This window comes from Thermosynechococcus sp. (genome assembly GCF_046299655.1).
Taxonomy (GTDB): domain Bacteria; phylum Cyanobacteriota; class Cyanobacteriia; order Thermosynechococcales; family Thermosynechococcaceae; genus Thermosynechococcus.
This window is the reverse complement of record NZ_JBKBHZ010000006.1, coordinates 59,593-86,060: the sequence shown is the minus strand read 5'-3', so window position 1 is coordinate 86,060 and position 26,468 is coordinate 59,593. Positions and strand designations below refer to the sequence as shown.

Annotated in this window: 27 protein-coding genes, 1 tRNA gene and 1 pseudogene; 13 read left to right on the top strand and 16 right to left on the bottom strand. The window is 54.3% G+C overall.

What is annotated here, in order from left to right; genetic code table 11:
• Nucleotides 1–6 precede the first annotated feature (6 nt).
• The 3 genes from ACK4HN_RS05920 (at nucleotide 7) to ACK4HN_RS05910 (ending at nucleotide 2,299) form a co-directional block, all read left to right on the top strand.
• Nucleotides 7–702: a phosphate ABC transporter permease gene (locus ACK4HN_RS05920; protein ID WP_409869640.1), complete on the top strand. Its 696-nt coding sequence runs from the start codon at nucleotides 7–9 to the stop codon at nucleotides 700–702.
• Nucleotides 703–747: 45 nt separating this feature from the next.
• On the top strand, nucleotides 748–1,470 hold the full coding sequence (locus ACK4HN_RS05915) for a DUF3120 domain-containing protein (protein WP_409869642.1): 723 nt from the start codon (nucleotides 748–750) through the stop codon (nucleotides 1,468–1,470).
• A 61-nt stretch (nucleotides 1,471–1,531) separates the two neighbouring features.
• Nucleotides 1,532–2,299 carry an E3 ubiquitin ligase family protein gene (locus ACK4HN_RS05910; RefSeq protein WP_409869644.1) on the top strand — a complete coding sequence of 256 codons (768 nt, stop codon included), beginning with the start codon at nucleotides 1,532–1,534 and terminating at the stop codon, nucleotides 2,297–2,299.
• Nucleotides 2,300–2,306: 7 nt separating this feature from the next.
• Here ACK4HN_RS05910 and ACK4HN_RS05905 read toward each other — a convergent pair whose 3' ends face one another.
• The 10 genes from ACK4HN_RS05905 to ACK4HN_RS05860 form a co-directional block, all read right to left on the bottom strand.
• Nucleotides 2,307–2,630 carry a hypothetical protein gene (locus ACK4HN_RS05905; protein ID WP_409869646.1) on the bottom strand — a complete coding sequence of 108 codons (324 nt, stop codon included), beginning with the start codon at nucleotides 2,628–2,630 and terminating at the stop codon, nucleotides 2,307–2,309.
• 144 nt (nucleotides 2,631–2,774) lie between these two features.
• Nucleotides 2,775–2,870 carry a photosystem I reaction center subunit XII gene (psaM, locus tag ACK4HN_RS05900; protein ID WP_409851699.1) on the bottom strand — a complete coding sequence of 32 codons (96 nt, stop codon included), beginning with the start codon at nucleotides 2,868–2,870 and terminating at the stop codon, nucleotides 2,775–2,777.
• A 106-nt stretch (nucleotides 2,871–2,976) separates the two neighbouring features.
• The gene (locus ACK4HN_RS05895) at nucleotides 2,977–3,567 is read right to left on the bottom strand and encodes a PepSY domain-containing protein (protein WP_409869648.1); all 591 of its coding nucleotides are present in this window, start codon (nucleotides 3,565–3,567) and stop codon (nucleotides 2,977–2,979) included.
• Complete coding sequence (locus ACK4HN_RS05890) at nucleotides 3,564–4,721, bottom strand: ATP-binding protein (RefSeq protein WP_409869650.1); 1,158 nt, start codon at nucleotides 4,719–4,721, stop codon at nucleotides 3,564–3,566. The genes ACK4HN_RS05895 and ACK4HN_RS05890 overlap by 4 nt, the downstream gene beginning before the upstream one ends.
• Nucleotides 4,722–5,171, bottom strand: coding sequence for a hypothetical protein (locus tag ACK4HN_RS05885; protein ID WP_409869652.1), 450 nt, complete (start codon nucleotides 5,169–5,171; stop codon nucleotides 4,722–4,724).
• Nucleotides 5,172–5,298: 127 nt separating this feature from the next.
• Nucleotides 5,299–7,647 carry a GH116 family glycosyl hydrolase gene (locus ACK4HN_RS05880; RefSeq protein ID WP_409877336.1) on the bottom strand — a complete coding sequence of 783 codons (2,349 nt, stop codon included), beginning with the start codon at nucleotides 7,645–7,647 and terminating at the stop codon, nucleotides 5,299–5,301.
• Between the two features lie 45 nt (nucleotides 7,648–7,692).
• On the bottom strand, nucleotides 7,693–8,085 hold the full coding sequence (locus ACK4HN_RS05875) for a Fur family transcriptional regulator (RefSeq protein ID WP_409869656.1): 393 nt from the start codon (nucleotides 8,083–8,085) through the stop codon (nucleotides 7,693–7,695).
• Nucleotides 8,086–8,152: 67 nt separating this feature from the next.
• Complete coding sequence (locus ACK4HN_RS05870) at nucleotides 8,153–8,743, bottom strand: SAM-dependent methyltransferase (protein ID WP_409869658.1); 591 nt, start codon at nucleotides 8,741–8,743, stop codon at nucleotides 8,153–8,155.
• Between the two features lie 38 nt (nucleotides 8,744–8,781).
• Entirely contained in the window at nucleotides 8,782–10,086 is a 1,305-nt protein-coding gene (locus tag ACK4HN_RS05865; RefSeq protein WP_409869660.1) for a bifunctional folylpolyglutamate synthase/dihydrofolate synthase, read from the bottom strand.
• Nucleotides 10,056–10,688: an MORN repeat-containing protein gene (locus tag ACK4HN_RS05860; RefSeq protein ID WP_409869662.1), complete on the bottom strand. Its 633-nt coding sequence runs from the start codon at nucleotides 10,686–10,688 to the stop codon at nucleotides 10,056–10,058. Before ACK4HN_RS05860 ends, ACK4HN_RS05865 begins: the two co-directional genes overlap by 31 nt.
• Nucleotides 10,689–10,943: 255 nt before the next feature.
• Between ACK4HN_RS05860 and ACK4HN_RS05855 the strand changes: the two genes are divergently transcribed.
• From ACK4HN_RS05855 to purU, 6 genes are all read left to right on the top strand, one after another.
• Nucleotides 10,944–12,467 (top strand): ammonium transporter, encoded by a 1,524-nt coding sequence (locus tag ACK4HN_RS05855; RefSeq protein WP_409869664.1) that lies wholly within the window; start codon nucleotides 10,944–10,946, stop codon nucleotides 12,465–12,467.
• Nucleotides 12,468–12,501: 34 nt separating this feature from the next.
• On the top strand, nucleotides 12,502–13,263 hold the full coding sequence (locus ACK4HN_RS05850; protein WP_409869665.1) for a carbohydrate ABC transporter permease: 762 nt from the start codon (nucleotides 12,502–12,504) through the stop codon (nucleotides 13,261–13,263).
• A gap of 186 nt (nucleotides 13,264–13,449) precedes the next feature.
• Nucleotides 13,450–13,761, top strand: coding sequence for a co-chaperone GroES (gene groES / locus ACK4HN_RS05845; protein ID WP_149820030.1), 312 nt, complete (start codon nucleotides 13,450–13,452; stop codon nucleotides 13,759–13,761).
• Between the two features lie 68 nt (nucleotides 13,762–13,829).
• Nucleotides 13,830–15,467 (top strand): chaperonin GroEL, encoded by a 1,638-nt coding sequence (gene groL / locus ACK4HN_RS05840; protein ID WP_409869668.1) that lies wholly within the window; start codon nucleotides 13,830–13,832, stop codon nucleotides 15,465–15,467.
• 139 nt (nucleotides 15,468–15,606) lie between these two features.
• On the top strand, nucleotides 15,607–18,492 hold the full coding sequence (gene uvrA / locus ACK4HN_RS05835; RefSeq protein ID WP_409869670.1) for an excinuclease ABC subunit UvrA: 2,886 nt from the start codon (nucleotides 15,607–15,609) through the stop codon (nucleotides 18,490–18,492).
• Between the two features lie 10 nt (nucleotides 18,493–18,502).
• Nucleotides 18,503–19,372 (top strand): formyltetrahydrofolate deformylase, encoded by an 870-nt coding sequence (gene purU, locus ACK4HN_RS05830; protein WP_409869672.1) that lies wholly within the window; start codon nucleotides 18,503–18,505, stop codon nucleotides 19,370–19,372.
• Nucleotides 19,373–19,408: 36 nt separating this feature from the next.
• Here the strand turns inward: purU and ACK4HN_RS05825 are convergent.
• Together ACK4HN_RS05825 and queF are read right to left on the bottom strand one after the other, a co-directional pair.
• Nucleotides 19,409–19,480, bottom strand: a tRNA-Gly gene (locus ACK4HN_RS05825).
• 19 nt (nucleotides 19,481–19,499) lie between these two features.
• Complete coding sequence (queF, locus tag ACK4HN_RS05820; protein WP_409869674.1) at nucleotides 19,500–19,898, bottom strand: preQ(1) synthase; 399 nt, start codon at nucleotides 19,896–19,898, stop codon at nucleotides 19,500–19,502.
• A 152-nt stretch (nucleotides 19,899–20,050) separates the two neighbouring features.
• Between queF and ACK4HN_RS05815 the strand changes: the two genes are divergently transcribed.
• Nucleotides 20,051–20,290, top strand: a complete 240-nt coding sequence (locus ACK4HN_RS05815) for a hypothetical protein (RefSeq protein ID WP_181495410.1) — start codon at nucleotides 20,051–20,053, stop codon at nucleotides 20,288–20,290.
• A 4-nt stretch (nucleotides 20,291–20,294) separates the two neighbouring features.
• On the opposite strand, the gene ACK4HN_RS05810 is transcribed toward ACK4HN_RS05815, so the two are convergent.
• The 3 genes and pseudogenes from ACK4HN_RS05810 to ACK4HN_RS05800 all read right to left on the bottom strand — a co-directional run bounded on the left by ACK4HN_RS05810 (nucleotide 20,295) and on the right by ACK4HN_RS05800 (nucleotide 20,984).
• Entirely contained in the window at nucleotides 20,295–20,417 is a 123-nt protein-coding gene (locus ACK4HN_RS05810; RefSeq protein ID WP_409869676.1) for a hypothetical protein, read from the bottom strand.
• Between the two features lie 11 nt (nucleotides 20,418–20,428).
• A pseudogene (locus ACK4HN_RS05805) lies at nucleotides 20,429–20,770 on the bottom strand (zinc ribbon domain-containing protein); the annotation flags it as partial.
• A 79-nt stretch (nucleotides 20,771–20,849) separates the two neighbouring features.
• Nucleotides 20,850–20,984, bottom strand: a complete 135-nt coding sequence (locus ACK4HN_RS05800) for a hypothetical protein (RefSeq protein ID WP_409868706.1) — start codon at nucleotides 20,982–20,984, stop codon at nucleotides 20,850–20,852.
• Between the two features lie 164 nt (nucleotides 20,985–21,148).
• Here ACK4HN_RS05800 and ACK4HN_RS05795 point away from each other — a divergent pair, with 164 nt between their 5' ends.
• A complete protein-coding gene (locus ACK4HN_RS05795; RefSeq protein ID WP_409868764.1) occupies nucleotides 21,149–22,534 on the top strand; it encodes an NAD-dependent succinate-semialdehyde dehydrogenase in 1,386 nt (461 codons plus the stop codon).
• Here ACK4HN_RS05795 and ACK4HN_RS05790 read toward each other — a convergent pair.
• A complete protein-coding gene (locus tag ACK4HN_RS05790; RefSeq protein ID WP_409868707.1) occupies nucleotides 22,531–24,474 on the bottom strand; it encodes an ABC transporter ATP-binding protein/permease in 1,944 nt (647 codons plus the stop codon). The two genes, ACK4HN_RS05795 and ACK4HN_RS05790, sit on opposite strands and share 4 nt — an antisense overlap.
• A gap of 73 nt (nucleotides 24,475–24,547) precedes the next feature.
• Here ACK4HN_RS05790 and ACK4HN_RS05785 point away from each other — a divergent pair, with 73 nt between their 5' ends.
• Entirely contained in the window at nucleotides 24,548–25,204 is a 657-nt protein-coding gene (locus tag ACK4HN_RS05785) for a lysophospholipid acyltransferase family protein (protein ID WP_409868708.1), read from the top strand.
• Between the two features lie 492 nt (nucleotides 25,205–25,696).
• Nucleotides 25,697–26,458: a pyruvate formate-lyase-activating protein gene (gene pflA, locus ACK4HN_RS05780; protein WP_409850567.1), complete on the top strand. Its 762-nt coding sequence runs from the start codon at nucleotides 25,697–25,699 to the stop codon at nucleotides 26,456–26,458.
• Nucleotides 26,459–26,468: the final 10 nt, after the last annotated feature.

Here is a 26,468-nt window from a genome sequence, read left to right as displayed (position 1 = left end):
CTGGTTGTGCTCATTCCCCTCACCCAAGAAAAAGTGCGTCAATTGGTGCCGCTGGTGGCCACGGGTTCCCAGTATCGCTATGTTTGGGGCAAACTTCAGGACTTTCTGCGACGCTTAACCTTCTCCGTTGTCGGTGCAGCCTTAGCGGCCTTTGGGTTGAATTTTTTAGGGGATAGCACCCAACTGGTGCTGGGGCTGATTGCGGGTCTCTATTGGCTGTGGGCACCGGCAGTGTTGGCCTCCTTTCGCAATCGTCGCCATCGGCGGTTTCCCTATGGGGGCTTTTGGCGCGGGCGTGTCTTAGATGTCTATGTCACTGAAGAATTAATTGGCAAAGAGGAGACGGTCAATGACAAGGGGGAACTGGTGATTATTGAGAACCGCGAACGCTGCTTGAATCTGGAGATTGGTGACAACACCGGCTTTGAAACCAGAGTTCGTGCCAAGTTGCTGCGCCAACACCGCGTCATTCGTCCCGGCGATGCGGCGGAAATGCTGGTTCTCTCCCGTCGCCCTGATCTGGCGGAGATTGGGCTGATTTCTGAAGTCTTCCTGCCCCGCCATCGCCTCTGGGTAGGCACCTACCCCATCTTGCAGCGGGATGTTTTTGAGGATCTCTCGGAAAGGCTGCGGCGCAAAGCACGCTCTCAATCTCCAAAATCTCCTCGGCGATCGCCCCGACCACGCGATTCCCGCCTGTGATACCTTAAAGGAAAGAAATAAAAGTTAACAATTTCTGATATTCTCTTGACTGCACTGACTTCCCGTCCTGTTTTCTCTGCCCTGCGCCTTGGCACGCGGCCGGCTTGGTTCCTCTTTGGCTTGGCTGGCTTCTTGGTGTCAGTTCCCGTCTTTGTTGAGGCGCCCCTTGTGCGGACACTGCCTTGGCTAAGTTTAGCTCTGACGCCGCTGCTTCTGGGTCTCAGTTTCTATCTCCAACGCCAACCCCACTGCCGCTATTGGGGGGAGATGCTCTATGGCTTTAGCTGGTGCTGGGGGGCAGGCTCCCTCTACTGGGGGTGGTTGCGCTGGGAACCCCTGTGGCACTTGCCCATTGAGGCGCTCCCCCTTCCCCTCATGCTCTGGCACCTAGGACGGCGGCAGCAACTGGTGGGGGTGTTCTTTTTTTGGGGATCGTTTCTGGGCACTGCCATTACCGATGCCTACTTTTACCTGATTGATGTGATCCCCCATTGGCGAGCCATTATGTACCTCGAGGAGGATGTCATTTCAGTTCAGGAGATGCTAGCGCAGGCGATCGCCAAAGCCCAGACCTTTAGTGGCCAAGTGTGGGGGGTGCTTTTGAGCTTGAGTTTACTGCTCATTGGTCTATTGCCCCTCTTTGAATACCAGATTCGCCGCGGCTCTCCTTCTGTTTTGCCCGTGTGGGGATTTATGGGCGCTGTCTTGAGTACACTCGTTGTTGATGGTCTCTTTGGCCTCACCATTGGCCTAATCTCTGTGGCTTAAAAGGGTGACGCTCTGCCAGCGCAAATGACTAAAATCAGCACAGAGGGATTGAACGGCGGCTATGGGGCTTTTTGCTCACCTTTGCTTAACGGGTTCGGCCTGTCTCTTTGCCTTGGAGGGCTATTATCGTCTGAAGCTAAAGGGCATGCAGGTGGCCAACCCTAGCTCTATTCGTGAGTTACAGCAATGCCAGCAACAGGTGACCCAAGAAATCGGTAGCGGCAGTTGGCGCGAGTACGTGCAGGTGGTTGGTCAAGTCACCACATCTCAACCCTTGCTCTCAGAAGTCAAGCGCATTCCCTGTGTTTACTACAAAACAATCATCAGCCGCGAGTATGAAAAAGAGGGCAGCGATCGCCACAATCGTCGAGAACGCCACTGGGAAATTATTGGCCGCCATGAACAGTCAACCCTATTTTTTCTGCGAGATCAGCAGGGGGAGATTGAGGTGAACCCCCTCGGCGCTGAGATTGAAGCAGTGCAAGTCTTAGACGAACTGCGACCAGTGGATAAACCCCATTCTTTTGCCGTCTCCTTGGGGTTTCTGTCATTGAATTGGCGCTTTGGTAGCACGACGACGCTGGGTTATCGCTATCAGGAGTGGGTGCTGCCCTTGGGGCAACCTGTTTCGGTGGTGGGCATGGTTTCGGATCAGGGGGGTGTTCTCCGCTTGCAAAAACCACAAAAGAGGGGACAAAAATTCATCATTTCCCTAAGTTTTGAAGATCAGCTCACTCAACAGTACAAACAGCAAAAACGGAAAATGACCTATGCCTCCCTCAGTGCCGCCCTCTGTGGTGCCTGTGGTTTAGTCTTGGCTTTGTTTTAGGCTGGGCTTAATTGGATTGCTTCGGGGGTTTAGGTTTTATCCAGATGATCCGCCGCTGATTGGCAGCAATTAAATTGGCCTCCTCTTGGGCAATGCGCTGCCGTGCTTGGGGTTGGCGATCGCGCTCCTGTTCTAGTTGCAATTCCTTAACTCGTGCCTCCAGTTGCGCCACTTCTGCTTCAAGGGCATGGAGCTTTTGCAGTTGACTGAGTTGATAGGGCAACAGCTTGGCGATCGCCCCAAGGGCAAAAGCCAGCAGGATCAGATTCACTGCTATTTTGGCAGCCGCTTCCCAAGCGAGGGGCGGAATTTTTCGAGAAGAGTGAACCATCACTAAACCATAAAGGGCGATTTGTCTATCAGTATAAAAAGAAAAAAGCAGCCCCCCTGTCTCAGCAACAACATCGGGAACCGCCTGATAAATTTTAGTTTGGAGAAATGAAGTGATGCAGCCAGTTGGGAAGAACAGTTGGGACTACTTGTACAACTCAGTGGCAAGCCGAAATGCCAGCACCGCGGGCAGCAGCGCAATCACAAGGGCAACGTAAACTTGGGTATCGGTCAGCGCCATGAACAACTCCTTTGTGGAATATACAGTCGCGATCAAGTGCTGTATTTATTACTCCATAGGCGCTTACCTTTGGCAACGCTTGCTCATAGTTTGTAACATTTCGCCTCTAGCTCTCTGGGGTGATCCTAGGACGCCAGAGAGGCAGCCGTCGCAGGAGAGTTAGCATCGAGAGTCCTGTGGCCAGAAGTGTCAGCAAACTTAGCCCCACTAAAAGAACATAGAAGGGACGCCCCACCTCCCCCCAGTAGGTTCCCTGATGCAGACTCAGGAAAATCGCCGCCTGTTCTTTGGAGAGGCCAAACCAGTTGCGGCCAAGGCGATAGGCCATTCCCGTCGTGGCACTCACCAGCAAGGGCAATGCGGCAAGGGCCGCCAAAAGATGATGCAGCCGCCGCGCTGACCACTGGGCGGGGAGCGATCGCCCCCACAGAAGACCTAAACCCGTGGCAATGATTCCCAGCAAGCCTAAACCAATGACCAATACATAGAGCGGCACGCCCCATTCCCCCAGATAGCGGCCTTCATGCAGCGTCATCATCGCCCGCCCAAAGTCCTTGGAGAGTCCAAACCAACTGCGCCCCAGACGATGGGCAATTCCTGTGGTGGCGGAGATCAATAGGGGGAGGGCAAAGAGTAGCACCAAGAACTGGTGCCCCTGACTGCTGAGTTTGGTCAAACGCTGTTTCAGAGGACTCATCGTTCCACCTTCATGGCCAAGGGAATGGTCAACATCAAGGCCGTACCGCGATCGCCCGCGTAGGGACTCTTGACCCGCAGACTCAGACCATAGGGACGCAGTAAATCCTGCGCGATCGCCAGACCGAGACCACTGCCCTCAATTTCGCTATTGGCTTGAATCCCTCGGTACCCCCGTTCAAAGAGGCGCGGCTGCACCTCCTGAGGAATGCCACAGCCCGTATCCCAAACTGTTAATTCTAGGGCTAGGGGGGTGAGGGTCAAGCGCAGCCCAATGGTGCCCCCCTTGGGAGTGTACTTAAAGGCATTGTCCAGCAGATTCCCCACGACCTCCTGAAGTACCCGTTCCTCTAGCCAGATGGGCGGCAGTTGAGGCGGCATCTCCACCACAAAGGTTTTGCCCTCCATTTCTGCGCGCGCTTGGGCGGCGCTGATCAGGGGGGAGAGAGCTTCTGTCACCTCTAGAGGTTGACCTGCCAAGGGGAGGGGTTGGCTGCCCGTGAGGGCAGGAATCTCGTTGTGCTGTTGGCGGTAGCCCTCCAACAATGCCATGAGCCGCTCTGTTTCCCGCGCAATTCCCTCCGCGAGGGGGCGTCCTTGGTGATTGGGTTCCAAGCGCTTGAGCAGCAGCTTAACAAACGTGCGAATAGCGGCCACGGGATTGCGCAGTTGATGGAGCAGATCCTCAAAGCGTTGCTGCTGTTGCTGGAGGGGGTTGCCAGAGGAGTGGCTGAGCCACTGTTGCCGTTGATCCAAAACGCAGGCGATCGCCAGGGTCTGTGCCACCTGTTGCAATTGGGCCTGCTCTGCTGCCGACCAAGACCGCTGTTGCCGTTGCGCCACCAGTACCCCCAAGACCCAATTTTGGTACATGAGGGGCAGGATCAGTTGATTGGTCAAAGACGAGACCACCTGTTGAGGGTGGTGCTTTGAGGGGGTCTCTGCTGCTTGCGCTGGCGGTGGTAGGGTGGGGGGAATGGGTAAGCTCAGGGGGGGAGCCGCCTCTGGATAGACGGCAACGGGAGACCATGAGGGGGAGTCATTGAGGGTTTCACTCAGATAAACCGCCAGTGAAGAGGCACCCAAGCTGTTGACAACGAGTTCTAATTGGGTACGACAGAGGGCAGCAAATTCTTCACTGGCTGGCCAGAGCATCTAGGCAGTAACCCCGGAGTGACTCGACGATTGCGGGAGCAGGGCTTGGAAGTCACCACTCCCCTTGGTATATTCCTCCAGCAACTGCTTCTCGACGGGCAGTAGGTTGGGGTCGGGGTCCGTATCCTGTTCCCGCAGGGTTTCCTCAATCAGCGCCATTTGTTCCTCTGCCTCGGCCAAGGCACTGAGGAGTTCATCGCTTACAGGTGCACTGCCGTTTTGACTGACGAGAAGCTGGTGGCGATCGCGCAAGTCATTGAGTTCCCGCTGCAGAGCCTCTTTTTCAGCCGCGAGCTGCTCTGCCATTTGCTTGTAGTACTTGAACGCCATGAGAAAAGGGACGAGCTTTTCCCGCAGCGTCATGTGGTCAATATCGAGTTTGGTATAGCGTTCTGCCAGTTGGCTATAGGCTTGGCACAGACGTAGGTAACGTTGGCTGAGGTTATCCATAAGGTTGTCTAAAGAAGTGGCTATTGACGCGCTACCCTCCATCATAAAGGGGCAGCCCATTGCTCACCATTGTCACGGCTTCACAAATTAAAGCAATGTAAAATAGACTACAAAATTTTTACCTGAATCATGATCCCCGACTTACAAGTGCCAATGCCCAAATCGCCATGGGGCGCAGGTACATACAGGCACGGAAGGCGCCATTGGCTGTGATTGCCTCCGGCGTCCGAAATTGCAGGCCATTCTCATAGATTTGGCGTACCACCACCTCGGCTAAGCGCCATGCTTCGTGGGTCATCCCCCGCTGCCATAAAAAGGCGGCCAAGCCAAAGTTAATCCCCGTCCACACTTCGAGGGGATGGGTAGCGTGGGGGTTTTCGGGTTGACCGTTGGGCAATAGGCCATTGGCGGCACCGAATTGGCCGTTGTGAAATTTAAGAAAACAGGTGTCGTAAATGTTTTGCAGGGCGCGATCGCAACAGTCTGGCGGCACAATATCTTCCAAACCCAACAGCCGAGCGTAGAACTGACCACACAGTTGATCGGCCATGATCACATCGGAGCCACTGCCGGTATCGAGACGGTAATACTGGCCATTCCACAGCAGTTGATGGTAGCGGGGGCGAGCTTGATGCAGCCACTGGCGGTAGGTCTCCACCTGTGGTTCTTGGAGAAGGGTGCCGAGGGCGATCGCCGCTTCGAGGGCTGCCAACCACAAGCCGCCACAGTAGGCACTGACCCCTTGGAGTTTCCAGTCATCGTAGGTTTGATCCGGGGCACCACCATTTTCGGGCAGGCCATCGCCATCGTGGTCAAATTGTTTTAAGTAATCTAGGGCAGCCACCACCGCCGGCCAGCACTCACGGGCAAAGTTAAGATCTGTCCCCCCAGTGAACAAAAAGTCGCGATAGACCAAGAGCACAAAGTCTGAGGCCAAGTCTTTCCAGAGATTGCAGTCTTGGTAGGCTGTGTAGTTGGTCTTTTCCCAAGGGTGCTCATTGGGGGCACCGAGATCATGGGGGACGGCATTGGCCAATTTGCGAGGTGCTTTGTAGGCCGTTTCGGGATCACCGCGATAGAAGTAGCCAATGATTCGCAGGGTTGCATCTGCTGTGGGGATCGCCCGCGCAAAGGCACGCATCACCGATTTTTCCAGTTCCGGCCACAGTTGCAGCAGGGCAAAGGAGCCATAGAGCCGCACATCGAGGCTTTCATACCAGCGGTAGTCAAGACATTCTAAAACGGCAAATTGCCCCACGGGATCGCGATCGCTGGCCGCACTCCAGAGGCTCCCCCCACTGCTGAGAACGTATAGCTCATTACACAGAGCCATCTTGAACCAGTCAGGCCAATCGGGGTGGGTGAGGATGGGACGCTGCCAAGCACGAATCTGCTCCTGCCAAGTAGCATAGGCAGCAAGGCCTCTGGCAGCTAGGGTGACGGCATTAGTTCCTTGGCGATCGCAAAAATCCGTGTAGCGACGATAATAGATCACCCCTTGGCCAAACTCAGTAACAGGAAAGTCCCACGCCAAGACTACGGGAATTTGCTTTGTGTCTCCCGCTGCCAAGGAAAAGCGCAGCGCAAAGGCGGCGGCCACCTGTTCTCCCGCTGCGGCTGGGGTTGAATCATTGACAATGGGGAGGGAGCCATCCCCAGCAAAGGATTGCCACAGTTCTGCCCCATCCCCCTCTGGCTGCCAACGACTACAGCCAAAGAATTCACCAAGACCCGTGGGGATCAGGGCTGCCCATTCACCATCGCCCTCTTGGGGGGGGGTGGGGTGGGGGTGGCGCCGCAGTCGCCAACCTTGATAGGACGCCGTTTGAATCAGTTCATTAAAATTCCCCTCACTTTGACGCCAGCGGGGCGTGTAGGTATAGACGGGGCTACCATCCTCGCGAATCTCAATGGCCGAAGAAGGGGTGGTGTTGCAAAACCAGCCGACCGTGTTTTGCCACGAAAACATCAAGCTTAAAGTGAGGGGCTGAGAGGTGGGATTGCGGAACGTCCACAGAAACACCGCCACGGGATAACTGGTTTCTTGGTAGTTGTGGGGCAAAATCGGTGAGAACTGTTCGCAGGTAATCTGGGCGCTAAAGACCCCCTCATAGACAAACCAACTGCGGGGATAGCGGGCGGCGTAGAGGCCTTGACCAGCGGGGTACCATTGCCAAGTGCTAAGGCAACCATCCTTAGGGGGAGTGCCTAGGGCATAAGCCTGGGTCTGCTCTCCCTGCTCAAAGAGACTAAATTGACAGGCGGGCAGGGTGCCAAAGAGATGCTCTCCGCCATCAAGGTGCCAGAGGTTAAAGTCGCCGCCAGAGGAACGGCCAAGACAGCCAGCGCCAAAGCCGCCGAGGGGCATGCCATGCCAAGGGCCATCGTCTAAATTGCTGGCATAGCGAACGCGGTAGGGATTTTCCCAGCCTTGGGCGATCGCCCGCGTCCAAGCACAATTGGCAAATTCAATCACAGGACTTTCTACTGTCTGAAGACGCCCCTAATCCAGAATACCGCTTCAGCGCTGCGCTGTGGCTTGACACTTGGCACAGAGGCCGAAAAATTCAAGGGTATGGTAGAAAATTTCAAAGTGGTGGGACTGTTGTAGCTCCGCTTCCAAATGCTGTACTGGACAGTGATCAATTTTTACTGATGTCCCACACTGCAAACAGGTGAGATAGTGTTGATCCTGCTGCACCAAGCTATAAACCAGTTCGCCGCTGGGCAAGGGACGGGCTTGCACTTCACCATTGACGCGCAAATGATCGAGTGTGCGATAAACCGTTGCCAGACCGAGGGGAGTTTGCCGTTGTCGCAGTTCTAAAAATAACTCCTGTGCCGAAAGCGATCGGCCACTGGCTCTAAGGGCATCGAGAATAATGATTTGGCTACGGGTGCGGCGCGGCGGCATAGCAATAGGACAACGTTACCTTGATTTTACCGTTCCCCTTGCGGCTGCAATTAAATTAGATGCAAGATCAGAACTTACGGCCAATCAGTTGGATCACCCAGCCTTGCCCACGATGGCCTTGACCCTCATGGATGTCCCGCTGGATTTCAACGGCGTGGAGCCACTCTAGACCAGCCAGCTCCCTCTTCATTTCCTCCAGGTCGTGCAGCAATTCTAGGGTGGGAGGTCCCCCTGTGCCCATCCCTAGTTGTTTCTTGCTGTAGCTCTCACTGAGATAGAGGCCTTGGGGCTTGAGGGCTTTGACAATACGCTGGTTGACTAATGTGCGCAGCTCTGGCGGTAGATGGCAAAAAATAGCAATAATCCCATCCCACGCATTTTCACCAAGGTCAAACTCCCGCAGATCGCAGTGACAGGTGGTAATGGCGACTCCCCGTTCTTGAGCAAGGCGCTGTGCCTTTGCAAGCCCCACTTGGGAGGCATCCACTGCCGTGACAGCATAGCCCTGTTGAGCCAGATAGACGGCATTACGCCCTTCCCCTTCAGCAAGGGAGAGAATTCGCCCCTGGGGTGCAAAGTCATGGGCATGGGCTTTGAGGAAGTCGTTTGGCTCCGTGCCATAGAAATAAGTGTCCCCTTGAAAGCGAGTGTCCCACATAGATATCAGCTCTTTCTGGCGTTGCGATTCATCGGGTCTCAGGTGGCTTGAGAGTCTTTCCAGGCGATCGCCCCCAAAACGCGAGCAATAAGATAGAGAGAACCGCAGACAACCGTGCGATCGCCCGCCTTATCCAGTGCTTCAGTCACATCGTTAAAAAGGCGGCACTCTCCTAGCGCAGGGCAACAGATGGGAGCCAACGCCTTCAAGTCCTCTAAATCAGCGCTAGCGTGATCTGGTACGGGCACCAACCACAGGCGATCGCCCGCCCGTAGGAGATGTTTGAGAATCCCCTCGTGATCTTTATTGGCCAGCATCCCCACCACCCACGTCACCGCTGTCCAGCCCAGTTGATCCACATATTGCCGCAGGTAGGCGGCTGCAGGGGCATTGTGGGCACCATCAATGAGCAGTTTTCGCCCTTGCCACTGTAGCCATTGCAGTCGTCCCGGCCAGCGGGTTTGGGCCATGCCCCGTTGAATCGCTTCGCGGGAAATCTGCCAGCCTTGAGATTGGAGCTGTTGTAGGGTGGCGATCGCGATCGCTGAATTGGTTAATTGCATCTCGCCAGCCAAAGGCAAGGGGTACTCAATTCCACCCCAAGTCGCCCAGCCAGCACGCTCAGCACACCACTGCGCCGGTTCCGGCCAAATCGCTGGGCACCCCAAGGCTGCCAAACGCTCCACAATCACGGCTTTTGCTTCGGGGGGAACAGGGCCAATGACAGCCGGTATCCCCTGCTTGAGAATGCCAGCCTTTTCGCCAGCGATCGCCCCCAAGGTATTGCCCAACCGCTGCCAATGATCCCAACCAATGGAGGTAATCACACTCACCAAAGGGGGCTGACACACATTCGTGGCATCCAAGCGTCCCCCCAAGCCCACCTCTATGACCGCCACCTCCACCTGCTGCTGGGCAAAATACAGCCATGCCGCCGCTGTAACTACTTCAAACTGACTGGGGGGATAAGCCACTTGGGGCAGTACTGCTTCAATTTGTTGAATTAAGGTCAAAAAGACTTCAGGGACAATGGGTTCACCATCGATACAAATGCGCTCACACCAACTCAACAGATGGGGCGAAGTATAACGCCCCGTGCGATAGCCCGCCGCTCGCAAAACACTATCCAAATAGGCACACACCGACCCTTTGCCATTGGTTCCCGCAACATGGATCAACGGCACCTGCAACTGGGGAGACCCCAAAGCAGTTAGCAGCGCTTGAATAGGTTCAAGGCCAAGGCGCACTCCAAAGCGGGCGTAGGGACTGAGCGCTGCCGTCAGCGGATCACTCACAGCCCGATTGAAGGAGATTAACGGGGTTCGCGGCGACCATTGCGCCATGTCGCAATAATGCGGGAGCCATCCGGTAGTGTAAAGACCCCCTGTCCTTCAAATAAGCCATTGCGAAACTGTCCGGCATAGCTTGTGCCATCTCCAAAGGAGAGCGTTCCAGTTCCATGATACTTGCCCGCGAGAAACTGCCCCTCATAGCGGGTACCGTCGGGAAAGGTGAGCACTCCCTCCCCGTGGTATTGACCATCGAGAAACATGCCCTCGTAGCGTTGACCATTGGCTAGTTGCAAAATCCCCTTGCCATTGAAGATGCCATCCACAAAGCCGCCTTCGTAGCGTCCCCCATCGGCATAGGTGAGCACCCCCTGACCGTGGTAGCGGCCATTGCGAAATTCCCCTTCGTAGCGGTTGCCATTGGCCATTGTGAGGATGCCTTGGCCATGAAAGCGACCATTCAGTAATTCCCCTTTGTACGTGCTGCCGTCGGGAAGGGTCATAGTAACGTCCCCGGTAACCCGTCGCCCTTCATAAACAGCAATTTGGGCACTCAGCGGTGCCAAGGGTAAGGTAGCGAGTCCAAAAGCAATCAGCCAAGAACCTATCCCCCAACGGCGGACAATAGTGGAATTGAGGTGGTTCGGATGAATCATGACTGGACACTCCACAAGGGTGGATAATCGCAACTTCTTTAACTAGCACAGCTTACCCCCTATGCAGAATTGAGGCAGAGACCCAAGTTTTTGTATTGTGGAATACATATAGCCAAAGGTAGATTCAGGGATGATGAACTCATTTGTGCCAAATTTTGCAACTAAACCCTAAGATTTTCCTAGGGATTTTGGCTGGGGGGGTACAAGTTTCAACTGTTTTCTTTTGTTTCCTTGGTAGATTGGACATCTGCATCTATGAAACTGCGTTCTGTCTTGCGCCGGGGGTTACGTCTTCAGCATCCTCTGACTCAAATTCTCTATCTGCCGACTCGCCGAACGCTATTGACTTTCGCGGTAATGATTGGCGTGCTGAGTGCCACAGCGGCGTTGGGACAAGACACGGCTGCCTCGGCAGGGATTCCTGAAAAGGTGCAGGTGGTACTCAACACGCTTTGGGTGATTTTTGCCGGTGTGTTGGTGTTTTTTATGAATGCTGGCTTTGCCATGCTGGAAACGGGGTTTTGCCGTGCCAAGAATGCGGTGAACCTGCTTTCAAAGAACCTGATTGTCTTTGCCCTTTCGAGTATTTCCTATTGGGCAATTGGCTTTGCCCTAATGTTTGGCGATGGCAATGGGGTCCTAGGTACGAGTGGTTTCTTTTTGCTGGGCGCCGATAATAGTCCGGCGACAGGAACAGCCTATCAGGGGGTATATGATGCCTTGAGTTGGGCGGCGGTGCCCCTCTCTGCTAAGTTTTTCTTTCAACTGGTGTTTGCCGGAACGGCAGCCACAATTGTTTCCGGGGCAGTAGCGGAGCGGATTAAGTTCTATGCCTTCTTTATCTTCAGCTTGCTCTTGGTGGGGATTTCCTATCCGATTACGGGTCACTGGATCTGGGGTGGTGGTTGGCTGCAACAGCTAGGCATGTGGGATTTTGCCGGTTCTACGGTGGTGCACTCTGTAGGCGGATGGGCCGCATTGATGGGGGCAGCTCTCCTAGGCCCGCGTTTGGGTCGCTTCCTGCCCGATGGGTCGGCGGCGGCTATACCGGGACACAATTTTGCGATCGCCACCCTAGGTTGTCTGATCCTCTGGTTGGGTTGGTTTGGCTTTAATCCGGGGTCAACGATGGCCGCAGATCCGGGGGCGATCGCCCACATTGTTGTGACCACAAACATGTCGGCTGCCTTTGGCGGCGTGACAGCAACTATTGTTTCGAGCCGCTATTTTGGCAAGCCTGACCTCTCCATGATCATCAACGGCATTCTGGCCGGACTAGTGGCAATTACTGCTCCCTGTGCCTTTGTTTCCATTGGGAGTGCTGTCCTCATTGGCATCGTGGCGGGTACGCTAATTGTCTTTTCGGTCGTGATGATTGACCGCTTGAAAATTGATGATCCGGTGGGCGCCATTTCCGTCCATTTGGTCAATGGCATTTGGGGCACCTTGGCGGTGGGTCTTTTTGCCGATGGACCGGGACGCTTTTATGAAGCTGGCGAAGGGCCTCTCAAGGGACTGCTTTGGAGTGGTGACTTTACGCAGTTGGGGCGTCAGTTGGTAGGAGTGCTGGCGGTAGGCGGCTTTACCGTTGCCTTTAGTACCGCAGTGTGGCTACTCCTGAATGCCACCATTGGTATCCGCGTTTCTGGGGCAGAGGAAATCGAGGGGCTGGATATTGGCGAGCATGGCATGGAGGCCTATGCGGGCTTCCTTTTCCGCGAGGAAGTCAAGGGATTTGTGGATTTGCTAAAACGGATGTCCGGCAGTGGTCGCTCCTAAGGTAGGGTTAACGCTGGTATTAGCATTGGGAGCCTTGCTGGTTCTCAGCCCCCTTCTGGTGGTCCTCTGTACGTCGGGCTGGCCACCGGGGACTTTACCTACCCAATTGTTGCCGCCCCAAGGCTGGACATGGCAGAGCTATCAAGCCGCATGGCAGCAGGGACACTTCATCTTGGCCTTTGCCAACTCAACACTTGTGGCTCTGGCGGTGACGGCGCTCCAGTTGCTGACCTCCGCCCTAGCAGGTTATGCCCTTGCGCGGCTTTCATTTCCGGGGCAACAGACGATGTTGCTGCTGATGCTGGCGACGCTGGTGATCCCGTTTCAACTCTTGGTGATCCCAATTTTCCTGATCCTCAAGGCGGGTCATCTGATCAATACCTACGGCGCGTTGATCTTACCTACGGCGGCCAATGGCTTTGGCGTCTTTTTGATGCGGCAGTTTTTTCTCACCTTGCCCGTTGCCCTAGAGGAGGCAGCCCTCTTGGATGGGGCAAATCGCTGGCAAGTGCTCTGGCATATCCTCTTACCTCTGAGCCGACCGGCCTTGGTCACGCTCTTTATCTTCACCTTCATCGGGGAGTGGAATGATCTCTTTAAGCCCTTGGTCTTTACCACTAAGCCAGAACTGATCACAGTACAGCTTTCCTTGGCCAATTTTCAGGAGCAGTTCACCAATGATTGGCCGTTGATGATGGCGGCGGCGGTGATTGCCACCGTACCAGTGATGATTGTGTTTATTTTGGGTCAGCGGCAACTGATTCGCGGCATTGCCACCACGGGGCTAAAAAACTAGGGTTCCGTTCGGAAAACCGTACTGCCACAGGAGTTGCGATCGCCAACGGTCTCTCGTTACATTAGCACTCGAAGGGTGAGAGTGCTAAACCATTGCAAGGTAGGCTCTTACCCCCAAAGACTGCGCGATCAGCTGTGCAGTGAGTGATATCAATCCATACTCTTACAACTGGGAGAACAGTACGCTATGGCAGCCGTATCTCTAAGCGTTTCAACTGTGAAGCCGTTAGGCGATCGCATTTTTGTCAAAGTCAGCGAAAGTGAGGAACGTACGGCAGGGGGGATTCTCCTCCCCGACAACGCCCGCGAAAAACCCCAAGTGGGCGAAGTGACCGCCGTCGGTCCCGGTAAACTCACTGAAGACGGCAAGCGTCAGCCCATGGATGTGAAAGTGGGGGACAAAGTGCTGTACTCCAAATACGCCGGTACCGAAGTGAAACTCGCAGGCGAAGACTACGTTCTCCTCTCGGAAAAAGACATTTTGGCCATTGTTGGCTAAGTCGCTGACTTCCTTTGATCTCTGTGCGATTTTTCATCACTGTTGAACGATTGAGGTAGGAAACACCTATGGCGAAGCGCATTATCTACAACGAAAATGCCCGTCGTGCCCTCGAAAAAGGGATGGACATTTTGGCGGAATCCGTAGCCGTGACCCTTGGGCCTAAAGGGCGGAACGTGGTTCTGGAGAAAAAATTTGGGGCACCCCAAATTGTGAACGATGGCGTCACCATTGCCAAAGAAATTGAGCTGGAAGATCACATTGAAAATACCGGTGTGGCTCTGATCCGCCAAGCTGCTTCGAAAACCAACGATGCTGCCGGCGACGGTACCACTACGGCAACGGTTCTCGCCCATGCCATGGTGAAAGAAGGGCTGCGCAACGTGGCTGCCGGTGCGAACCCCATTGCCCTGAAACGCGGGATTGACAAGGCCACCCACTTCCTTGTCGAAAAAATTGCCGAGCACGCCCGTCCCGTAGAAGACTCCAAAGCCATTGCCCAAGTGGCAGCGATCTCTGCGGGCAACGATGAAGAAGTGGGTCGGATGATTGCCGATGCCATGGATAAAGTGGGCAAAGAAGGTGTGATCTCCCTCGAAGAAGGCAAATCCATGACCACCGAACTGGAGGTCACTGAGGGGATGCGCTTTGACAAGGGCTACATCTCCCCCTACTTTGCCACCGACACCGAGCGCATGGAAGCAGTGCTGGATGAACCCTTCGTGCTGGTCACCGACAAGAAAATTACCTTGGTTCAAGACTTGGTGCCGATCCTCGAACAAGTGGCTCGCGCCGGCAAACCCTTGGTGATCATTGCCGAAGACATCGAGAAAGAGGCTCTAGCGACCCTAGTGGTCAACCGTCTGCGTGGTGTCTTGAGTGTGGCCGCGGTGAAAGCCCCTGGCTTTGGCGATCGCCGTAAAGCGATGCTCGAAGATATTGCCGTCCTCACAGGGGGTCAAGTGATCACCGAAGATGCCGGTCTGAAGCTGGAAAATGCCAAGCTGGATATGCTTGGAAAAGCTCGCCGCGTCACGATCACCAAAGATCACACCACAATTGTGGCGGAAGGCAATGAAAAAGCCGTCAAAGCTCGCTGCGAGCAAATCCGTCGCCAAATCGAAGAAACTGACTCCAGCTACGATAAAGAAAAACTGCAAGAGCGGCTAGCCAAACTGGCCGGTGGTGTGGCGGTGATTAAAGTGGGTGCCGCTACCGAAACCGAGATGAAAGATCGCAAACTCCGTCTGGAAGATGCGATTAACGCCACTAAAGCTGCCGTTGAAGAAGGGATTGTCCCTGGTGGCGGTACCACCTTGGTGCACTTGGCTCCTGAGCTGAGCAATTGGGCGGCTGAGCACCTGACAGGTGAAGAACTGATTGGTGCCAACATCGTTGAGCGCGCCCTGAGCGCACCCCTGCGTCGCATTGCTGAAAACGCGGGTCAAAATGGCTCTATCATTGTGGAGCGGGTCAAAGAAAAACCCTTCGATGTGGGGTATGATGCCGCCAAAGATGAATATGTCAACATGTTCGATGCGGGTATTGTTGACCCTGCCAAAGTCACTCGCTCCGCGCTGCAAAATGCGGCCTCCATTGCCGGTATGGTGCTGACCACCGAGTGCATCATCGTTGACAAACCCGAACCCAAGGAAAACAATCCGGCGGGTGCCGGTGCCGGCATGGGCGGTGACTTCGACTACTAAGCCCAACCGCTCCTAACCTAAGTCACACTCAGAGCGGGGGAACTCCCCCCGCTTTTTTATTAGGTGGCGCCAAAGGGGGCTGGCAGCGTTGCTATAATAACCCTCAACGTAACGTTTTTTAACATTCGCAGTTTGCAGCATGGGCGAGCCAGTGCCGACGGGTGAGATTCGCATTCGGGGTGCGCGGCAGCATAATCTAAAAAATATTGACCTCGATTTGCCCCGCGATCGCCTAATTGTGATGACGGGGGTTTCCGGTTCAGGGAAGTCCTCCCTTGCCTTTGACACCATTTTTGCTGAAGGGCAACGCCGCTATGTGGAGTCCCTCAGTGCCTATGCGCGGCAGTTTCTCGGCCAGTTGGACAAGCCCGATGTGGACGCCATTGAGGGGCTAAGTCCAGCGATTTCCATTGATCAAAAGTCCACCTCCCACAATCCTCGCTCCACTGTGGGCACAGTAACAGAAATCTATGACTACCTGCGGCTGCTCTATGGCCGTGCGGGTGAACCCCACTGCCCCCATTGCGATCGCTCAATTCGTCCGCAGACGGTTGACGAGATGGTGGATCAGGTGATGCAGTTGCCGCCCCAGACTCGCTTTCAAGTCTTGGCACCCATTGTCAAGGGCAAAAAGGGCAGCCACAAAAAACTGCTGTCAAGTTTGGCCAGTGAAGGCTTTGTGCGCGTGCGCATTGATGGGGAGGTACACGACCTCGGTGAAGCCATTGAATTGGAGAAAAACCAAGCCCACACGATTGAAATTGTTGTTGATCGCCTAGTGCTGAAGCCGGGGATTGAGGAACGCTTAGCCGATTCCCTGCGAACAGCATTACATCATGCCAACGGGACGGCTATGGTCAGTGTGGTACCCCGTGAGGGTGAGGCGGCGCAAACGCTCCTGTTTTCAGAGAATTTTGCCTGCCCTGAACATGGCGCCGTCATGGATGAGCTATCGCCGCGCCTCTTTTCCTTTAACTCCCCCTATGGTGCCTGTCCAGAGTGTCATGGCTTGGGCTATTTGCGTAAATTCAGCCCAGAGCTGATTGTCCCCAATCCTGAGCTGCCTGTCTATCTGGCGATCGCCCCTTGGGCAGAGAAGGGACATGACTACTACCTTGCCCTACTTTACGGCGTTGCTGAGGCCTTTGGCTTTGACATCAACACCCCTTGGTACCGCCTCACAGAATTACAGCGGGAAATTATTCTCTACGGCACCGACGCCCCGATTCGCATCCCCGCCGATTCCCGCTATCGCCAACGGGACTACTACCGCCAATTTGAAGGGGTAATCCCCATTTTGGAGCGGCAGTACCGTGAGACCACCTCCGAGACCTACCGCCAAAAGCTAGAAGAATACCAAGTCAACCAAACCTGCGCGGCCTGTGGCGGTCAACGCCTAAAACCTGCTGCCTTAGCGGTACGCTTGGGGCAGTATCGCATTACGGATCTCACAAGTGTTTCAATTCGCGAGTGTTTGGCTCGAATTCAGTCCCTAGACCTTAGCCCGCGCCAACAGCAAATTGCGGAGCTGGCTTTGCGGGAGGTGACAGCGCGGCTGCAATTTTTAATTGATGTGGGACTAGACTACCTGACCCTAGAGCGTAGTGCAGCCACCCTCTCTGGCGGTGAAGCCCAACGCATTCGCTTGGCCACCCAAATTGGCTCTGGCCTGACGGGGGTGCTCTATGTCCTCGATGAACCGAGTATTGGCCTACATCAGCGGGATAACGATCGCCTGCTGCAAACGCTCTTTCGCCTGCGGGACTTGGGGAATACGCTGATTGTGGTGGAACACGATGAAGAGACCATTCGGGCGGCAGATTACATTGTGGATATAGGCCCAGGCGCAGGTGTCCACGGTGGTCAGATTGTGGCTCAAGGCAGCCTAGAGGCGATTCTCAACCATCCCGACTCGCTGACAGGTGCCTATCTGTCGGGGCGCAAGCGCATTGAAACCCCCAGCGATCGCCGAGCGGGGAATGGCCAATTGTTGATTCTTAGAAATGTCTCTCGCAATAACCTCAAGAACATCACCGTGGAAATTCCCTTGGGCAAGCTGGTGTGTCTAACGGGGGTGTCGGGGTCGGGGAAATCCACCCTCATGCACGAAGTGCTCTATCCTGCCCTCCAGCACCATTTGGGTCACAGTGTACCGCTGCCCAAGGAACTGGGGTCTATTGAAGGCTTGAGCGCTATTGATAAGGTGATTGTTATTGATCAGTCGCCTATTGGTCGCACCCCCCGCTCGAACCCTGCCACCTACATTGGTGTGTTTGATGTCATCCGTGAGGTCTTTAGCCAAACCGTTGAGGCCAAGGCACGGGGCTATAAGCCGGGACAATTTTCCTTCAATATCAAGGGTGGCCGCTGTGAAGCCTGTGGTGGCCAAGGGGTGAATGTAATTGAGATGAACTTTCTGCCCGATGTCTATGTCCAGTGTGAGGTGTGCAAGGGGGCACGCTACAACCGCGATACCCTGCAAGTGAAGTACAAGGGCTGCTCGATCGCCGATGTTTTAGAGATGACTGCCGAGACGGCGCTGGCCTTTTTTGAAAATATCCCCAAGGCGGTGAGCAAACTGCAAACCCTTGTAGATGTGGGCTTGGGCTATCTGAAACTGGGGCAAAGTGCCCCCACCCTCTCCGGGGGCGAAGCCCAACGCCTCAAATTAGCGGCTGAACTGTCGCGCCGCGCCACGGGCAAAACCCTCTACCTGATTGATGAGCCGACCACAGGACTGTCCTTTTACGATGTGCACAAACTCCTCGAGGTGTTGCAGCGGCTGGTGGACAAGGGCAACTCCATTCTGGTGATTGAGCACAATTTGGATGTGATTCGCTGTGCCGATTGGATTATTGATCTCGGGCCAGAGGGGGGCGATCGCGGGGGAGAAGTGGTGGCCGTCGGCACCCCTGAAGCGGTGGCACTAATGCCCCAATCCTACACAGGGCAGTACCTTGCGAAGGTCTTAAATCGCGCTGCTCCCATTTCACAAGACATTTCACAAGTCACAAGAGTAGAATAGAGGTTGCTCTATGCCAACGATGACCCTCTCTATTTCCTGTCCCGATCAGCGGGGGCTAGTGGCCAAGTTGGCACAGTTTGTCTATCGCTACAACGGAAACATTGTCCATGCGGACCACCACACCGATGCCGTTGCGGGCATTTTTCTCTCCCGCCTCGAGTGGGAACTAGAGGGCTTTGAAATCCCCCGCGATCAAATTGCTGCGACTTTCATCACTTATGCGCAGCAGGAAAAGGTCTTTGCCAGTTGGCAGGGGGTGCGCTGGCAGTTGCGGGCATCGGATATGCCCTATCGTTTGGCCATTTGGGTGAGCCGCCAAGATCATTGCCTTTGGGATCTGCTGCTGCGACAGCGGTCGGGGGATCTCTTTGCTGAAATTCCCTTGATTATCAGTAACCATGAGCATTTGCGTCCCATTGCCGAGCAGTTTGGCATTGACTTTCACTATATCCCCGTGACGCCAGAGACCAAGCCCCTCGCAGAGGCCAAGGAACTGCAACTCCTCAAGGACTACCAGATTGATCTGGTGGTGCTGGCCAAGTATATGCAGGTGCTGAGTCCTGAATTTATTGCGGCCTTTCCCCAAGTGATCAACATTCACCATTCATTTTTGCCGGCTTTTGCGGGTGCCAATCCCTACCACCGTGCCTATGAGCGGGGGGTGAAAATCATTGGTGCCACGGCCCACTATGCCACAGCAGACTTAGATGAAGGGCCGATTATTGAGCAGGCGGTTGTGCCGGTAAGTCATCGCGATACGGTAGCGGATCTGATTCGCAAGGGCAAGGATTTGGAACGAGTGGTCTTGGCGCGGGCGGTACGGCTGCATTTGCAAAATCGGATTCTCGTGTATGGCAATCGCACCGTAGTCTTTGCCTAGGAGCTAATCAGGGGGCAGTGGTCTTTTTGCTGAAGAAGCGGACGATGGGACTCGAACCCACGACGTTCAGCTTGGGAAGCTGACATTCTACCACTGAATTACGTCCGCAGTCTTGTAATCTATAATTTTAGCACGAACTGTCCGGCTGGCGATGGTGTTCAACCGTAATCACGGTATGCACATTGCCACGAGGGGCAAAGTCCCCTTTGATTTTCATGTAGAGGGGGTCGCAGGCGGCCACGAGATCATCGAGGACTTGATTGACAGCTTCTTCGTGGGAAATGTAGCGATCGCGATAACTGTTGATGTAAAGCTTAATGGCTTTCAGTTCCACCACCTTCTCATGGGGAATATAGCTAACGTAAAGCGTGGCAAAGTCAGGATAGCCGGAAAAGGGACACTTACAGGTAAACTCTGGCAGGGTAATCTCAATGGTGTATTGCCGACCGGGACGCGGATTGGGAAATGTAATCAGTCGCCCTTCTTGAATAGCACGTTCACCGTACTTCATTTCGGATACTTGCATTGTTTGGTTCCAACAGTTTGAGAATGACTCAGAGATTTTCTTCAGACCATAACTAACAGTTTATCAAGATTTAAGTTCCTACCCCCTCCACACCCGTGTGCCGCGGTCAGAATAGGGTAGAGAGGTAGAGAGGTTGTTGAGGCGAGAGTGCCATGGAACGTTATCAGCCAAATGGAACCCCTCTCTCAGAGGCCGATAAAGCAGAACTAGCCCGACTGAAGCAACTGCTAGAGCGAGCGATCGCCGACGGGGTATTAACTGCCGATGAAATGGCGCAAATCAAGCGACAAATTAGCGCCGATGGCAAAGTTACCTATGAAGAGCTAGAGCTTTACCGCCAGCTTGTGGAGGAGAAAATCCGCCAAGGGCTTTTGGTGCGGGAAATCCGCTAACACCCTAGACTTTGTAGGGGATGTTGGTGTCCTGAAAGGAGTGGACAGGATTCAGTCCCATCAGGATCACGGTGTCAATTTGGAACACCGTAAAAGGCCCCGGCGATTGCAGAGCTTCCAGTGACATACTCCCAACCCTCACGCTTCGCGTAGAGGGCGGGCTTCTCCAGTCTTTCGACCTTCGCGTTTTATAGTGAGCCGATGCCCCAGGCCCACTGTTTTGATGAGTTTCGCCGAGTTGATGTCTCGCGACATGGATGCGCCACAATGAGAACATTCATGCCAGCGGTCAGACCACTCCTTGGGGACTCGGTTCAGGCAACTTGCACAATACTGGGACGTGCCAGCGGGGTTAACCTTCACGACCCACCGCCCAGCGTTTGCAGCTTTGTACGGCAGGATGTTGTTTAGGAACCCCGCTATCTCCGCATCGGCAAAACTTTTGTTCAGGCCAGACTTTGCTGCCTGACCATTGGGCAGCGATTATAGCACACACTTATTGAACAGCAAGACTCCCCTCGCTCGGGTACTTCGGGGGCATCGAACCCCCTCAGCGCCCCTAGCTCTCATCCTGACGCTCCCCTTCGGAAGAGCGCGGGGCTTCCCGCCGATTAGCTAAGTTGGCCACTTTCACAGCAGTCACTAATGTGGAAAAGCCGGGAGTATTCACTGCAATATCAATGATAGTTGCCATAAAAGCGCGCCCCAAAACTGCGATGCCAATGCACAACGATGGTTTACGATCGATCACCCCATGCAAAAAGGATGGCGACTTCAACAAACGCTAGAATTAGCATACTGAACCCGCATCCTAGGCGCTAGCGATCGCTGGCGTCAGCCAGATAGGGAAATTTAATGATGCCAATCGCCTCCGTTAATCCCACCACTGCTGAGGTCTTAAAAACCTTTTTGCCCTTGGGGGCTGAGGAAGTAGAGAGCGCCATTGCCCAAGCGGCGAGAACCTTTGAGACTTATCGCCTGACCTCCTTTGATCAGCGTGCCCAGTGGCTAGAAAACACGGCAAATCTGCTCCAACAGCAGCGGGATGCGCTTGCTCGCCTGATGACCCTTGAGATGGGCAAACCGATTACAGAGGCGCGGGCTGAAATTGACAAATGTGCGTGGGTGTGTCGTTACTATGCCGAGCAGGGGGCGGCTTTCCTGCGGCCTGAATTAATTCCTACGGAGGCAAGCCACAGCGCGATTCATTACCAACCCCTTGGCATTATTTTGGCAGTGATGCCGTGGAATTTTCCCTTTTGGCAGGTGTTTCGTTTTGCGGCACCGGCCTTGATGGCGGGGAATGTGGCGCTGCTCAAGCATGCTTCCAATGTGCCGCAGTGTGCGCTGGCGATCGCTCAGCTCTTGAGTGAAGCGGGCTTTCCTAAGGGGGTCTTTCAAACCCTGCTCATCCCCGGCAGTGCCGTTGCTAATCTGGTGGCGGATCCGCGTATTCAGGCAGCTACTCTCACCGGCAGCGAAGCAGCGGGCAAAAGCCTAGCCCAAGCAGCAGGTCAGCACCTCAAGAAAACCGTTCTGGAACTGGGGGGGAGTGATCCCTTTATTGTGATGCCCAGTGCCAATCTCCCTCAGGCGATCGCCACCGCTGTCCAAGCCCGCATGATTAACAATGGCCAATCCTGCATTGCCGCCAAACGATTTATTGTCCATGAAGCGGTTTATGAGGCCTTTGCCGAGGGGATCAAAGCGGCTTTTGAAAAATGGGTGATTGGCGATCCCCTCGAACCCACCACCCAGCTTGGTCCCCTTGCCACCGCCGCCATTCGCGATGAACTTCATGCTCAAGTTGAACTTGCCCTGAGTCATGGTGCCAAGGTATTTTATCGCCGCTGTCTGAATCTACCGAGCCATTGTCAGCAAGGATATTTCTTTGCGCCGACAATTTTGACAGAAGTGACTCCAGATAACCCCGTGTTTAGCCAAGAGCTATTTGGGCCTGTGGCGATGCTGTTTCGGGTACCGTCCCTGACTGCGGCAATTGAACTGGCCAATGCCACCCCCTTTGGTTTAGGCGCCAGTGCTTGGACACAGGAGAACGATGAAGCCGAGATACTTGTGCGAGATCTCGAAGCTGGTGCCGTCTTCATTAATGCCATGGTCAAGTCCGATCCACGTTTGCCCTTTGGGGGCATCAAGGCCTCAGGCTATGGCCGCGAACTGGGACGGGTAGGCCTATTGGAGTTTGTCAACATCAAAACGGTGTGTCGCTACGGCGATCCCTAACTGAGGGCATAAAATTTCCATTCGCGATCGCCCTTCAGTTCTAAAACGTACGTGTGATATTGCATTAGACTCTCACGGTGGCCAACACTAATGTAGTTGCGGGTGGTGCGCTGAATATGCTCATAAACCCGTTTTTCATTGGCCAAGTCTAGGGCACTGGTGGCTTCATCCAAAATGGCATAGGGACGGTGATTCAGCAGCAGGCGGGCGATCGCCAGTCGTTGCTGCTCCCCAAGAGACAACACATCATCCCAAGCTAATTCCACATCGAGGCCACCGACGCGATCGGGCAAATGTGCCAAGTTGACTTCGTCAAGGGCGTGCAAAAGCACGTCGTCTGGCGTCTGGCGATCGCCACTGGGATAGAGCAATTGAGTACGCAGCGTACCCAGCACCATGTAGGGGCGTTGCGGCAAAAAGAGCACTTCCTCTACGGGTGGGCGAATAATCCGCCCACTGCCCGTTTGCCAGAGTCCAGCGATCGCCCGCAATAGCGAGCTTTTGCCGACCCCACTCGGTCCCATGATCACCACGCTTTCGCCAGCCTCAAGGGCAAACGTAACGTCCTCCACCAGCCGCCGTGCCAAATTCGGCGTATCCACGGTCACATGTTCTAGGGCAATATAGGGCTTCTCTACCAATTCAATTTGCGATTGGGGTGGTACAGGGGGTGTCGCTAGCGCCTCATCAAACTCTGCCAAACGCTCAATGCCGGCAATAAAGCCCGTGAGGTTCGTAAACTGGTTCACAATGATTGAGAGTGCCCCCAGTACCTGAGAGAAGGCAAAACTGGCTTGGCTAATGGCACCAAAGTCAATCTCACCGGCAAAGTAGCGGGGCGCAACGACCGCCGCTGGCACAATGACGACAAAGTAGTTATAGGCGGTCGTGAAAAAATCAAGATTTCGCTGCCAGCCAATCAAAAGGTTAAAATTCCGCAGTACTTCGAGAAAGCGTTGACGCACCTGCACTGACTCTTGGCCTTCACCGCGATAAAAGGCAATGGACTCGGCGTTATCGCGCACATGGACAAGGCCATAACGGAAATCCGCTTCTCGCCGCAGTTGGTTAAAATTCAACCAAATTAAGCGCTGACCAATCAAAACCGTGACAATGGTACCGACAACCGCATAGCCAATCAATGTCAGTGTCAGGGTTTGCGAGATACTCCAGAGAATGCCGCTAAAGGCAATGAGGTCAATAATTTCCCCGAGAATGATCAGCAAAAACTGGAGCGAGGTTTGGGTAAATGAGCGCACATCCTCACTAATCCGTTGGTCGGGATTATCAATCTCCCCTTGGTTCTCAATAGTGTAGTAGGCGCGGTTTTGAAAATAGCGCTCTAAAAAGCGACGGGTGAGCCAATCCCGCCAGCGTAGCCCTAGATATTCGCGCACATAGCGATAAATGACAACAATAGGCGTCCCCACCACAAACACCCCTGCATAAACCCAGAGAAACCGCCAGTAGGTCTCGGGATTTTTCTCCGCTAGGGCCGTCTGAAAGAAACGCCCCACAAAGCTAATGATCACATTGAGGCCACTTACAGACAGAGAGAGCATCAGCAGCAACGCTAGGAGACTCCACGCTTGCCAGCAGGGGCGCAAAGGGCGTCGCAGCAGCACAAAGACCGTTAGAGGCACAATCACGGCCCCAAGAAGAATACTGCGGCTGAAAGGCTGTGCCCACAGGGATTGAATCGTCTCCATTAGGCCGCCGGCAATTTGACCCATCAGTTCGGGGGCAAGGGCATTGAGGCCAAAGGTGACTGCTGCCGTCAGGCCAAAGAGGAAACCAAACATGAGGGCAATGACTAGAAAAAGCAGCAGAATAAAGATCACACTGCTGCCGCGGCGATCGCGGGGAAAGAAATAGGGTTGGGCAATCCGCAGAAACTGCCCCCAAACACGGAGATTAAAGCGATGGGCCGGCTGCGACATTGGCTTGTTCCTCAACAGTGGCAAGGGGCTACAGGCCTACTATTGTAGTGGGGGCAGCTACGGAGGAGAACGGATGCGCCATAAAAAAACGGCACCCACCACCTCTCACATCTCACCGTGGCTCTATTGGGGGTTATGGCCGATTCATCGCCTATTTTTGCCCCTGTACTTTTCGCGAATTACCATTGTCGGTCGTGAGCAGTTGCCCAAGGAGGGGCCTTTCTTGCTTGCCCCCAAGCACTGTAGCCGTTGGGATCCCGTGATTTTGCCCTTGGTGTGGCCTTATCCGCTGCGTTTTATGACCAACGCGATCGAGTTTGGGGGGGTGCAGGGCTGGCTTATCCGCCGTCTCGGTGCCTTTGCTGTGAACCTCAACCGTCCTCAGCCCAGTAGTTTGCGCCATGCGCTGGAAATTCTCAAGGCAGGTCAGCCCCTAGTCATCTTTCCCGAGGGTGGGATTGTCCGGGATCAGGTGGTGCGCCCCCTAAAGCCCGGTCTTGCTCGCTTGGTCTTGCAGGCCGATCGCCCCCTGCCGATTTTTCCCGTGGGCATTGCCTACGATCCGCAGCCACAGTTTCGGGCACGGGTGGCCCTCTGGATCGGAGCACCCCTGTGGACGCCCACAGAGCGCCAAGGCAACCTCAAGCAACAGGCTCAGGAATTGACGCAGCAACTGGAAGCCGCCTTGCATGCAGCCGTCCTTGAAGCGCGTAAATGTGCGCGACCCTAGGACTAACGGGCGTAGTTTGTAACTAATTACACATTGGCCTAGGCCACCAGAATTTTGTAGAATAAAGACAAGATCGAACAAGTCATCAAAAGGCTCAATCCTGATATTTTCCAACCTTTGAGCGGGCGATCGCGCTCCACTATTCGCCAACTTAAAACCTCTTCATTAAGTTAGGAAAAGTTGGGAAAGTGCCACCAATCCTAAAAGTTAATTAAGACAGCGTACAAATCGTTTTTCTGCTCTTATGCTGAAATTATAGTTTTAGCAAAGTTCAGCACTCTACAGCCCTTTTCCTAGGAATAACAACAGAGGTCACCTCCTTGATAGGGCTTCCCTATCTTAGAAACCGGCTGTGGGCAAGAGTGCAAGCAATTGAAACCTGAGTTGAGGGGGATATTTGCAGCGATTGAAATTTTCGCGAATTCTTAGGGAGGTGCTCTTTAACCCTATAAAAGCTATCTCAAGCGATCTGTTGTCACCGAGGTTCCAATCATGGTTTCCACACTCCCTGAAAAACAACCGCAAAAACAAGAGGTGACAGGTTACATTCACTCCGTTGAGACCTGTGGCACAGTGGATGGCCCCGGCATTCGCTATGTGATTTTTACCCAAGGGTGTCCGCTGCGGTGTCTGTACTGCCATAACCCCGACTGCCGTGAACCCCATCAAGGCAAGCTCGTAACGGTGGATGAACTGATTGCCGATATTCAGCACTATCAGTCCTATCTGCGCCAAGGGGGCGTAACGGTCAGTGGCGGGGAACCGCTGATGCAGCCGGAGTTTGTACGGGAAATTTTTGTGCGCTGCCACGAATTAGGATTGCACACCGCCTTGGATACGTCGGGTTATGTAATCTTGGAGGTGGCCAAACCGGTTGTAGCAGCAACGGATTTAGTGCTGCTAGACATCAAATCCTTTCTGCCGCATCTCTATCGGCGGGTGACGGGGGTTGCCATTACTCCCACCTTGGAGTTGGCCAAGTACCTTGATGAGATCCATAAACCAACGTGGATCCGCTTTGTCTTGGTGCCAGGGCTGACGGATGATCCCGAAAATATCCGCGGATTGGCCCAATTTGTGGCGAGTCTGCGTAACGTGGAGAAAGTGGAGGTGTTGCCCTTTCACAAAATGGGGGAATACAAGTGGCGGCAATTAGGCTTGCCCTATGAACTCTTTGATACGCCAGCAGCAAGTCCCGAAGATGTCCAGCGGGCGATCGCCCTCTTCCGTGAATATGATCTCAACGTTCAATAACTTGCCCACT

Excerpts from the sequence above, each read along its gene's own strand:
- groL (WP_409869668.1), top strand. The coding sequence starts at position 13,830 with ATGGCGAAGCGCATTATCTACAACGAAAATGCCCGTCGTGCCCTCGAA.
- ACK4HN_RS05870 (WP_409869658.1), bottom strand. The coding sequence starts at position 8,743 with ATGTGGGACACTCGCTTTCAAGGGGACACTTATTTCTATGGCACGGAG.
- ACK4HN_RS05790 (WP_409868707.1), bottom strand. The coding sequence starts at position 24,474 with ATGTCGCAGCCGGCCCATCGCTTTAATCTCCGTGTTTGGGGGCAGTTT.
- ACK4HN_RS05875 (WP_409869656.1), bottom strand. The coding sequence starts at position 8,085 with ATGCCGCCGCGCCGCACCCGTAGCCAAATCATTATTCTCGATGCCCTT.
- ACK4HN_RS05855 (WP_409869664.1), top strand. The coding sequence starts at position 10,944 with ATGAAACTGCGTTCTGTCTTGCGCCGGGGGTTACGTCTTCAGCATCCT.
- ACK4HN_RS05815 (WP_181495410.1), top strand. The coding sequence starts at position 20,051 with ATGGAACGTTATCAGCCAAATGGAACCCCTCTCTCAGAGGCCGATAAA.
- queF (WP_409869674.1), bottom strand. The coding sequence starts at position 19,898 with ATGCAAGTATCCGAAATGAAGTACGGTGAACGTGCTATTCAAGAAGGG.
- ACK4HN_RS05860 (WP_409869662.1), bottom strand. The coding sequence starts at position 10,688 with ATGATTCATCCGAACCACCTCAATTCCACTATTGTCCGCCGTTGGGGG.
- groES (WP_149820030.1), top strand. The coding sequence starts at position 13,450 with ATGGCAGCCGTATCTCTAAGCGTTTCAACTGTGAAGCCGTTAGGCGAT.
- ACK4HN_RS05795 (WP_409868764.1), top strand. The coding sequence starts at position 21,149 with ATGCCAATCGCCTCCGTTAATCCCACCACTGCTGAGGTCTTAAAAACC.
- ACK4HN_RS05785 (WP_409868708.1), top strand. The coding sequence starts at position 24,548 with ATGCGCCATAAAAAAACGGCACCCACCACCTCTCACATCTCACCGTGG.
- ACK4HN_RS05885 (WP_409869652.1), bottom strand. The coding sequence starts at position 5,171 with ATGGATAACCTCAGCCAACGTTACCTACGTCTGTGCCAAGCCTATAGC.
- uvrA (WP_409869670.1), top strand. The coding sequence starts at position 15,607 with ATGGGCGAGCCAGTGCCGACGGGTGAGATTCGCATTCGGGGTGCGCGG.
- purU (WP_409869672.1), top strand. The coding sequence starts at position 18,503 with ATGCCAACGATGACCCTCTCTATTTCCTGTCCCGATCAGCGGGGGCTA.
- pflA (WP_409850567.1), top strand. The coding sequence starts at position 25,697 with ATGGTTTCCACACTCCCTGAAAAACAACCGCAAAAACAAGAGGTGACA.
- ACK4HN_RS05810 (WP_409869676.1), bottom strand. The coding sequence starts at position 20,417 with ATGTCACTGGAAGCTCTGCAATCGCCGGGGCCTTTTACGGTGTTCCAA.
- ACK4HN_RS05890 (WP_409869650.1), bottom strand. The coding sequence starts at position 4,721 with ATGCTCTGGCCAGCCAGTGAAGAATTTGCTGCCCTCTGTCGTACCCAA.
- ACK4HN_RS05910 (WP_409869644.1), top strand. The coding sequence starts at position 1,532 with ATGGGGCTTTTTGCTCACCTTTGCTTAACGGGTTCGGCCTGTCTCTTT.
- ACK4HN_RS05865 (WP_409869660.1), bottom strand. The coding sequence starts at position 10,086 with ATGGCGCAATGGTCGCCGCGAACCCCGTTAATCTCCTTCAATCGGGCT.
- ACK4HN_RS05800 (WP_409868706.1), bottom strand. The coding sequence starts at position 20,984 with ATGGCAACTATCATTGATATTGCAGTGAATACTCCCGGCTTTTCCACA.
- ACK4HN_RS05895 (WP_409869648.1), bottom strand. The coding sequence starts at position 3,567 with ATGAGTCCTCTGAAACAGCGTTTGACCAAACTCAGCAGTCAGGGGCAC.
- psaM (WP_409851699.1), bottom strand. The coding sequence starts at position 2,870 with ATGGCGCTGACCGATACCCAAGTTTACGTTGCCCTTGTGATTGCGCTG.
- ACK4HN_RS05905 (WP_409869646.1), bottom strand. The coding sequence starts at position 2,630 with ATGGTTCACTCTTCTCGAAAAATTCCGCCCCTCGCTTGGGAAGCGGCT.